This is a genomic window from Priestia flexa NBRC 15715, from assembly GCF_001591565.1.
GTDB lineage: Bacteria > Bacillota > Bacilli > Bacillales > Bacillaceae_H > Priestia > Priestia flexa.
In genome coordinates this window covers 1-6,986 of the sequence record NZ_BCVD01000159.1, presented here as the reverse complement: position 1 = coordinate 6,986, position 6,986 = coordinate 1, and the positions used below count along the sequence as shown (strand labels likewise).

Sequence of the window (6,986 nt, the reverse complement as noted above, 5' to 3'; positions counted from 1 at the left end):
CTTATGTCCCAGCCTCTTCATTATAATAGTTTGATAACACCTTTCGCACCTTGTTTTTGATAACCTGTCTTTCTAATCTCTACTTCTTTTCCTTCTGGTAAATTAGTAAACACAACAGGTGTAACAAGTGACGTAGCATTCTTTTTCACATAATCGAGATCGATTTGTAATAACGGTGTGCCTGGCTCAATACGTTCGCCTTCGTTCACGAGTGTTGTAAACCCTTCACCTTTTAGCTCAACCGTATCGATTCCAACATGAATTAATAATTCTAGCCCAGTATCTGTTTTCAAACCAAACGCGTGCTTGGTTGGGAAAATACTAATGACTTCACCTGAAATTGGTGAATGAAGCGCATTATTAACAGGTTCAATCGCAAAACCATCGCCCATCAGCTTAGCAGAGAACACTTGGTCAGGGACTTTTTCAAGCGGCATAACCACCCCTTCAAACGGTAAGCTAAATTCGTCAAGCACGCCTTCGCTTGGTTTTGGATCAGCTTTCACTGATGCACTTGCCATTACTTTTTCGCCTCGAACAAGCTGCTTCATCGCATTAGCTACAAACTCTACTTCCGTTCCAACAATGACTTGAACGCTCGTTTTTGCAACCTTCATCACACCGCGAGCACCGTTCTTCTTAAGCTGTCCTTCATTAACCGCACTCGAGTCTTTTACCTGTAGACGCAAGCGTGTTGCACAGTTATCAATTTCAACAAGATTTTCTTTTCCACCCAAACCTTCAATAAAATGAGCAGCCATGTTTACATGTTTATCATCTGATAATACCACCGCTTCTTCACCATCTGTTTCATCGTCTTCGCGGCCAGGCGTTTTTAAATTAAGCGCTTTAATCAGCCAGTAAAATAACGCGAAGTAAGTCGCTGCATAGATGAGGCCGATTCCTCCCAGTAGCAGTGGCTTTTGCGCAATTCCAAAGTTTAAGAAATAGTCAATGGCACCTGCTGAAAAACCAAAGCCGTGATGAATATCAAGCATGACGGCAAGCCCCATTGAAATTCCTGTTAGCAAAGCATGTACTATGTATAAAACAGGGGCAATAAACATAAATAAAAACTCAATTGGTTCTGTAATTCCTGTTAAAAATGAGGTAAATGCTAGTCCAATAAGCATTCCTGATACGAGCTTTCGCTTTTCTTTTTTAGCAGCTGCTACCATCGCAAGCGCGGCTGCTGGAAGACCAAACATCATAACTGGGAAGAAACCTGTCATAAACGTTCCCGCTGTTGGATCTCCTTTAAAGAAGCGATTTAAATCCCCTGTCGCTCCGTTAAATTCCCCGAATACAAACCACACTAAGCTGTTCAAAATATGATGTAGCCCTAGTGGAATCAGCATACGGTTTAAAAAACCAAAAATACCTGCACCAAGAGCACCAGCACCCGTTAGCCATTCACCAATGTTGTTAATTTGATCTTGAATTGGCGGCCAAATAACGCCAAACAAACCGGCGATAGCAAGCATCACAACCGACGTGATAATTGGTACAAAGCGTTTACCAGCAAAAAAACCTAGCCATTCCGGCAGTTTTATATCTGAAAAACGATTGTATAAAAGACCCGCAACAATACCTGCTACAATTCCACCAAGTACGCCCATATCAATCGTTTTATCAAGCGCAACGGCTCCTTTTGTTAGAACGAAATAACCAATGACACCTGCAAGAGCAGCTGCTCCGCTTCCATCTTTGGATAACCCAACTGCAATTCCAAGAGCAAATAAAAGTGCTAAGTTAGCGAAGATAGCATCTCCTGCTTGCGCCATAAATGGGATATCTAATAAATCAGGTTGACCTAAGCGCAGCAATAGCGCTGCGGCAGGTAAGACGGCGATGGGTAGCATAAGCGACTTCCCTACACGTTGTAAAAATTGGAACATTTCTTCATCCCCTTATCTCTATATTTACTAACATCCTACCATGAGGTGTTCTAGTTGTCTATACCAATTATGCGCTTTCATTACCTTTATATAAGTGTTAACAGTTCTTACAACATAAAAAATCACAACTGGTATAGACAACTAATTTCAAAAGAGCTACACTAATCATATACATTCGACAAAGACAAAGGAGAGACTTATGTTATGAACAAACCGCTGGTCATTTACAACGTAACGGTTTATGGCGAAACAACCGTCTATCCAAACGGATATCTGAAAATAGAAAACGGGTTAATAACTGAGCTAGGTAGTATTCACGATTATCAAAAGAGCTCAAACGATCGAGTTATTGAGTATTCTCCTGATTTCATCGTCGTTCCAGGAGCAATCGACGTCCACATTCACGGAGCTGGGAACGCAGATGCGATGGACGCAACAGAAGATGCGTTGAAAACAATGGCTGCTACCCTTCCAAAAGAAGGAACAACAAGCTTTCTTCCGACTACAATGACGCAGTCTGTAGAAGCCATTAACGATGCTCTGATCGCATGCGGACATTTTATTACAAACAACCAAAATAACGCCCAAGCAGAAGCGCTAGGCATTCACTTAGAAGGCCCTTTTATTTCAGCCAAGCGAGCAGGTGCTCAGCCTCTCCACCATATTCAACAGCCAAGCGTTGAGCAGTTTAAGCGCTGGCAAGATTTAGCACAACATCATATTCGACTTGTGACGCTTGCTCCTGAAGAATTAGGTGGAACAGAGCTTGTGAAGTACTTAAACCAAACAAACGTAGTTGCTTCAATTGGACATTCAGATGCTACGTATGAAGAAGTAGTTGCAGCTATTGGAGCCGGGGCATCGCACGTAACTCACCTATACAACGGGATGCGCGGCATTCATCACCGTGAGCCAGGCGTACTAGGTGCAGCTTACCTGCGCGAAGAGCTCTATACAGAGCTTATTGCTGACGGCATTCATTCACATAAAGAAATGGTCAAACTTGCCTATCAGCAAATTTCAAGCGAGCGCTTAATTTTAATAACTGATTCACTACGTGCTAAATGGTTGGAAAGCGGCGTTTATGACCTTGGTGGTCAGCCCGTTCACGTAAACGAAACAATGGCTACATTAGGGGATGGAACGCTTGCAGGCAGCATTTTAAAAATGAATGACGCAATGAAAAACATGATAGACTTTACCAGCTGTAGCGTATCAGACGTTATCCAAATGACTGCTGTTAATCCAGCAAAGCAAATTGGTGTTTTCAACCGTAAAGGCAGTTTAAAGGTAGGAAAAGATGGAGATTGCGTTGTACTGAATAAAAACTTCGACGTGCAGCTTACAGTGTGTCGTGGACATATCGCATATGAACAGGGGGAACAATAATGAATATCATCTCAGTAAAAGATTATAAAGAAATGAGCCAAACCGCAGCTGGTATTATTATTAACAAAGTAAAGAGTGATCCTTCAATCACGCTTGGTTTAGCTACTGGTGGAACACCTAAAGGTTTATATGAAGCTCTTATTCAAGACCATCAAACAAATGGAACGTCTTATGAGCAAGTGCACACATTTAATCTAGATGAGTATGTCGGCCTTTCTGCTGATAATCCAAACAGCTATCGTTACTATATGGTGGATACGCTTTTGGGTCACCTCGATGTAGCTCTTAATCAAACATTTATTCCAAACGGGACAGCAGAAGATGCAGAAGCAGAATGTGAGCGCTACGAAGCTCTTATTGAACAACTTGGTGGCATTGACCTCCAAATCTTAGGAATTGGTCGTAACGGGCACATTGGCTTTAATGAACCAGGTACGCCTTTTTCATCTAAAACACATGTGGTCACGCTTGCTTCTTCTACAAGACAAGCAAACGCTCGTTACTTTTCATCCATTGATGAAGTACCGACTCATGCCATAACCATGGGCATTTCATCTATTATGAACAGCACTGAAATTTTATTATTAGCGTCTGGAGAAGATAAAGCAGATGCCATCTATCATTTACTTGAAGGAACAGTAACGGAAGAGTTTCCTGCTTCCATCTTAAAGAACCATCAGGCTGTTACAATTATCGCTGATGAGAAGGCATTATCTCGTACAAACTTATAGCGGATTGTAGTATGATCGATGTAAAGGAGGAATTGTGCATGATTGACAAAAATTCACCTCTGCCGATTTACACACAGATTGAAGATGGAATTCGTTCTCAAATTGAAAACGGAGAGCTTAAACCTCACGATGCAATTCCATCCGAGCGAGAGTATGCAACACAGTTTCAAATTAGCCGTATGACAGTAAGACAAGCAATTACAAACCTTGTAAATGAAGGCCTTTTATATCGTGAAAAAGGACGCGGAACGTTCGTTTCTGAACAAAAAATTGAGCAGCAGCTTGTAGGCTTAACGAGCTTTACAGAAGATATGAAGGCAAGGGGCTTCACGCCAAGTAGCCGCTTGCTTCACTTTGAAATTATTCCCGCTACAGCAAAAATTGCGTCTCAGCTTTCGATTCAAGTGCATCACCCCGTCTATGAAATCACACGTATTCGATTGGCGGATGGAATTCCAATGGCCATTGAAACGGTCTATATGTCCGCTAATCTAATCAAAGGCGTGACGGAAGCCATTATCCAACAATCGCTTTATAACTATGTCGAACAGCAAAGCGAATTAAAAATTGGACATGCTACACAAACGTTAGAAGCCATTGTGGCTACAGAAAACGAAACGGAACACTTGCAGGTAGCAAAGGGATCCCCTATCCTTCTGATTCAACGCTACACATACTTAGAAGATGGCACGCCGCTAGAAGTTGTGAGGTCAGCGTACCGTGCAGATCGCTATAAGTTTACCGTAAGCATAAATCGGACATAGAAAAACCTCGTTGCAAAGCGAGGTTTACTTTGAAAGCGAATCCAATTCCAATTTCCAAAAGCTATGGGGTTTCATCGCTTCTTTATCAATTTCTTCAAAACGCTCGCGCATTTCGCGAATTAATATATTTGGAACATGACCATCAACTTCGGGACGTTCATCTCGTAATACGAAAGGCTGGATATATTCGTAAAATAGTTCAACAAACTGTAAAAACTGTACAAGCGATGAGTTGATTAGACGCTCGCAGTCATCGTTTGAAACATCTAACAGTACAATGTTGCCATTGTCACCATGTAAACAGATAGGATCGCCTAGCTTTGTCATCCCTAAAAACCAATAAAGCTGATAGCGAGCAGATAAATGAAGCGTCTCACACAAAGTGCATAGCTGATTTTTAGAGGACATGAATTCAAACAATGGAGCAACATCTCGCGGTAGCCCAACTTCAGCTAGCAGCTTTTTAGTCTCCAAATCAACTTTAAGCGGTGCTAATTGACTTTTGTCAAACAGTATTCGCTTTTCTTTGCGTTGTTTTACTTTCTTCAACCTCTGTCACTCCCTCTACCCTACTATGCTTATTGTCTACTATTTTATTTACACTGTCACCTATTCGTTTCAGTCATAACATTTCTTTATATTTCGATACAAAAGAATGCATAAATTTCATAAAATATTGACAATACCTTTTCTTTTTCTATAGATTTAATGTAACTGACCGATATAGTGTAGTGAGAAATAGTAGCAAAAGAAGCCTCTCTCTTACTATATGTGAAGAAAGCAAGGAATACATCAGCTGAAGGATGCATTTTTCTCCATTTATTCCCTACTTAAAAGGAGCGAGCTGTTTTATGCAATATAAGCGTGAAGAGCCTTTTCGTTTTACATTTGCAAAGCCCATTGTTGGCACGTTTTTCATTAAAAAATACGATGGAAAAGACATCGAAAGTAAACCCGGTCCACTTGCCATTATTGATTTATCACCAAGAGGGATGAAGCTAATCACACCACTAGATCTTCCAGTATTTCAAAAACCTATTGAGCTTACCGTTAACTTTTCTTTACTGGATGAAAACCTTACAATCACTGGTTTGGCCGTCTGGAAAGAAAAATCAAATCATGAGTTTTTATACGGGATTGAAGCATTTACAGATGAAAACCAGCAGCAGTTATTATTAGATACATTAAAACAATATGCAAAAGAGTATCGAAAAAGGTAGCACGTAATGGCTATCTTTTTTTAGTGCAACCACCTTCCTTTCTTTTCAACATTTTGTTCTTGTTTAAGCTTATACCCTCCGTGGAAATAATAAAAACGAAACTGTAAAAAGAAAAGGTGACACAATGAGTAGTAAAGCAAAAAAAGAATGGATTGGTGGCCTTGTTCTGCTTTTGTTAATTGGATTTGTTGGAACAAGCATGTTTGGATATGAAACGGTTAAAGCTGCTATGAATGATGCATACATACCTTTGTCTCATAAAGAGCCTTTATCAGAAGAAGCGTTAAAACAAGGAAAACCCATTTCTGCACTTTTAATTACAAAAAACGAAGAACATACATCTTTTGTGCATATGACCATTAATAAGAAAGATGCAGATGTTCATATGACCAATATTCCCGTAGCTTCTATCTTGAAAGACAATGCCCAGTCTACAGAACAGCTCTTACAAAATGCTGAGCAGACGCTAGGTATTCCAATTGACTATTATGCCATGATCGATCAAACAAGCATTAAAACAATTGTTGATAAGCTTGACGGTATTGTAATTAACAACCCCACTGCCTTTACGAACGATGAGCGTACATTTCCAGCTGGTGAAGTGAAGCTGACCGGTGAGGAAGCTTTGGCATACCTTCAGCCTGTCCATGAACAAGATGTACTCTCTGCTCACGACCGGCAGATACTTGTTGCCAAAGCGATTATAAAACAAGTGGCTACCGTTCCATCGTTCACAAAAGCAAAACCGATATTAAATGAGCTATCGAACACTGTACAAACAAACTTAACATTCGAGGACCTTTCACTTATGCGTAAGCAATATAAAGCAGCGTTTGCTAGCATTAAAAAAGCTGAATACCCGCAAACTGAAGTAGAGGTTCAACAGCTTACAAGCAAGCTTCAGTTATCCTAAAAAAGAGGCTGGGACATAGGTAGTTCAACTCCTACTATGCCTGAACAATTGAGAGTTCACAACTTTTAATC

7 protein-coding genes are annotated in these 6,986 nt (G+C 40.5%); 5 read left to right on the top strand and 2 right to left on the bottom strand.

The window, feature by feature from the left end; translation table 11 throughout:
* Positions 1 to 20: 20 nt before the first annotated feature.
* On the bottom strand, positions 21 to 1,898 hold the full coding sequence (gene nagE, locus BFL01S_RS18185) for an N-acetylglucosamine-specific PTS transporter subunit IIBC (RefSeq protein WP_061786559.1): 1,878 nt from the start codon (positions 1,896 to 1,898) through the stop codon (positions 21 to 23).
* Positions 1,899 to 2,102: 204 nt separating this feature from the next.
* On the opposite strand from nagE, the gene nagA reads away from it, so the two are divergent.
* Genes nagA through BFL01S_RS18170 form a run of 3 tightly spaced genes read left to right on the top strand, consistent with a single transcriptional unit; the run spans position 2,103 to position 4,782 of the window.
* Positions 2,103 to 3,287, top strand: a complete 1,185-nt coding sequence (gene nagA / locus BFL01S_RS18180) for an N-acetylglucosamine-6-phosphate deacetylase (protein WP_025910161.1) — start codon at positions 2,103 to 2,105, stop codon at positions 3,285 to 3,287.
* The gene (nagB, locus tag BFL01S_RS18175) at positions 3,287 to 4,018 is read left to right on the top strand and encodes a glucosamine-6-phosphate deaminase (protein ID WP_025910159.1); all 732 of its coding nucleotides are present in this window, start codon (positions 3,287 to 3,289) and stop codon (positions 4,016 to 4,018) included. Before nagA ends, nagB begins: the two co-directional genes overlap by 1 nt.
* Positions 4,019 to 4,056: 38 nt before the next feature.
* Positions 4,057 to 4,782 (top strand): GntR family transcriptional regulator, encoded by a 726-nt coding sequence (locus tag BFL01S_RS18170; RefSeq protein WP_025910158.1) that lies wholly within the window; start codon positions 4,057 to 4,059, stop codon positions 4,780 to 4,782.
* A 24-nt stretch (positions 4,783 to 4,806) separates the two neighbouring features.
* On the opposite strand, the gene BFL01S_RS18165 is transcribed toward BFL01S_RS18170, so the two are convergent.
* On the bottom strand, positions 4,807 to 5,331 hold the full coding sequence (locus BFL01S_RS18165) for an SUKH-4 family immunity protein (RefSeq protein WP_025910157.1): 525 nt from the start codon (positions 5,329 to 5,331) through the stop codon (positions 4,807 to 4,809).
* A gap of 302 nt (positions 5,332 to 5,633) precedes the next feature.
* Between BFL01S_RS18165 and BFL01S_RS18160 the strand changes: the two genes are divergently transcribed.
* Both BFL01S_RS18160 and BFL01S_RS18155 read left to right on the top strand, forming a co-directional pair.
* Positions 5,634 to 6,002 (top strand): PilZ domain-containing protein, encoded by a 369-nt coding sequence (locus BFL01S_RS18160; RefSeq protein ID WP_061786558.1) that lies wholly within the window; start codon positions 5,634 to 5,636, stop codon positions 6,000 to 6,002.
* A gap of 124 nt (positions 6,003 to 6,126) precedes the next feature.
* Positions 6,127 to 6,915: an LCP family glycopolymer transferase gene (locus BFL01S_RS18155; protein WP_061786557.1), complete on the top strand. Its 789-nt coding sequence runs from the start codon at positions 6,127 to 6,129 to the stop codon at positions 6,913 to 6,915.
* The last annotated feature ends 71 nt before the right edge of the window (positions 6,916 to 6,986 follow it).